Origin of the sequence: Micromonospora tarensis, assembly GCF_016803395.1 — a bacterium.
GTDB lineage: Bacteria > Actinomycetota > Actinomycetes > Mycobacteriales > Micromonosporaceae > Micromonospora > Micromonospora tarensis.
Window position 1 is genome coordinate 1 of sequence record NZ_JAEVHL010000483.1, and the last position, 1692, is coordinate 1692.

The 1692-nt window shown below is 75.7% G+C and carries 2 protein-coding genes; both read right to left on the bottom strand.

Annotated features, from left to right (window positions below):
• Positions 1-20: 20 nt before the first annotated feature.
• Entirely contained in the window at positions 21-1103 is a 1083-nt protein-coding gene (locus tag JM949_RS35775) for a polyprenyl synthetase family protein (protein ID WP_203152450.1), read from the bottom strand.
• 9 nt (positions 1104-1112) lie between these two features.
• Positions 1113-1493, bottom strand: coding sequence for a helix-turn-helix domain-containing protein (locus JM949_RS35780; RefSeq protein WP_203152451.1), 381 nt, complete (start codon positions 1491-1493; stop codon positions 1113-1115).
• Between the last annotated feature and the right edge of the window lie 199 nt (positions 1494-1692).

Sequence of the window (1692 nt, forward strand, 5' to 3'; positions counted from 1 at the left end):
GTGGGGAGGGCGGGGTGGGGTTAGTCGGCGCGGCGGGTTGCGGCTATGGCCAGGTCTACCAGGGCTTGGCGGGCCTCGGTGTCCAGGTCGACGGCGGCCAGTGCGGCCAGGGCGGCGTCGGTGAGCGTGACGATCCGCTGCTCGGTGCGGGTCAGTGCCCCGCTCGCCGAGATCACCTCGCGTAGCCGGGCCACTCCCTGCGCGTCCAGGTCCGGGTCGCCGAGCCGGCTGAGCAGCAGCCCGCGGCCGGCGTCGTCGGTGGCCTCCACGGCCGCCGCCACCAGGTAGGTGCGCTTGCCCTCGCGCAGGTCGTCTCCGGCCGGTTTGCCGGTCAGCGCCGGGTCACCGAAAACCCCCAGCACGTCGTCGCGGAGCTGGAACGCCTCGCCCAGCGGCAACCCGTACGCCGAGTAGGCCGCCCGCACGTCGTCCGTCGCGTCGGCCAGCGCGGCACCGAGCAGCATCGGCCGTTCGACTGTGTACTTCGCGGACTTGTACCGGGCGACCTTGCTCGCCCGTTCCACCGAGGTGTCCCCGGTGACCTGCGTCAGCACGTCGAGGTACTGCCCGACGGTGACCTCTGTGCGCATCTCGTCGAACACCGGCCGGGCCCGGGCCAGCGACCACAGGTCCAGGCCCGAGGAGTGCAGCAGCTCGTCGGACCAGACCAGGCAGAGGTCGCCGAGCAGGATGGCGGCGGCGTCGCCGAAGCTGTCCGGGTCACCGGCCCAGCCCGCCTCCCGGTGCCGCCTGGCGAACCGCCGGTGCACCGCCGGCTCGCCACGGCGGGTGTCCGAGCGGTCCATCAGGTCGTCGTGGACCAGGGCGCTGGCCTGGACGAACTCCAGCGCGGCCAGGGCGGTGACCACCTGGCCGCCGTCCACCCCACCGGCCCCCCGGAACCCCCAGTACGCGAATGCCGGACGCAGCCGCTTGCCACCGCCGAGCACGAATGCCTCGATCGCCTCGGCCACCGGCCCCAGGGCGTCATCCACGGCGGCGAGCCGGACCCGTTGGCTGGCCAGGAACTCGGCGAGGGCCTTGTCGACCCGTTGCCGCAGGCCGGCACGGTCGACGGGAGACACGGAAGCAGCGTGGGTCACGCCCCGACGCTAGCGGGTCACCACGGCTCGTGCTCCACCGCCACGCAAGGTGCGGCCGGGGCCCGTCCGCCCGGCGGCTCGGGCGCCGGTCACGGTGGCCCGGCCTGGCCCGGTGGCCCGCGTCGAACCGGCCCGGCGGGTGGCCGCGGCGGCCTCGGCGAGCGTCACCAGCGGCACGTCCAGGACGACGGCGAGCCAGCCGAGCCAGAACCCGCCCGGCACGCGACGCTCCCGTTCCCACCGGGACACCTCGTGCCGGCTCAGAGTCGGCACCCCGGCGGCGGTGCACAGCTCGGCGGCGGTGCGTTGCTGGCTCCAGCCCCGGGCCAGCCGGCAGCGGGCCAGCAACGGCCCGAGGTGCACGGGACACGGTGATGCGGGCGGGGTCATGGGTCCTCCTGGCGGGCATCGGTGCGGTGACCACCCACCCGCCGGACCGGACGGGACCGGGCGTCACCACTCGGTCGCTGACCCCCGCGCGGACCGGGCCACCCCCGCCGCCCCTCCCGCACCACCCATTCCTACCTTGGAGGTACGACGCCTTACCGCCCCGGCGGGCCGCCCCCGGCCGCCTCCGCCCCGCCGGGCC

Coding starts and splice junctions, on each gene's coding strand:
- JM949_RS35780 (WP_203152451.1), bottom strand. CDS start 1,493: ATGACCCCGCCCGCATCACCGTGTCCCGTGCACCTCGGGCCGTTGCTG.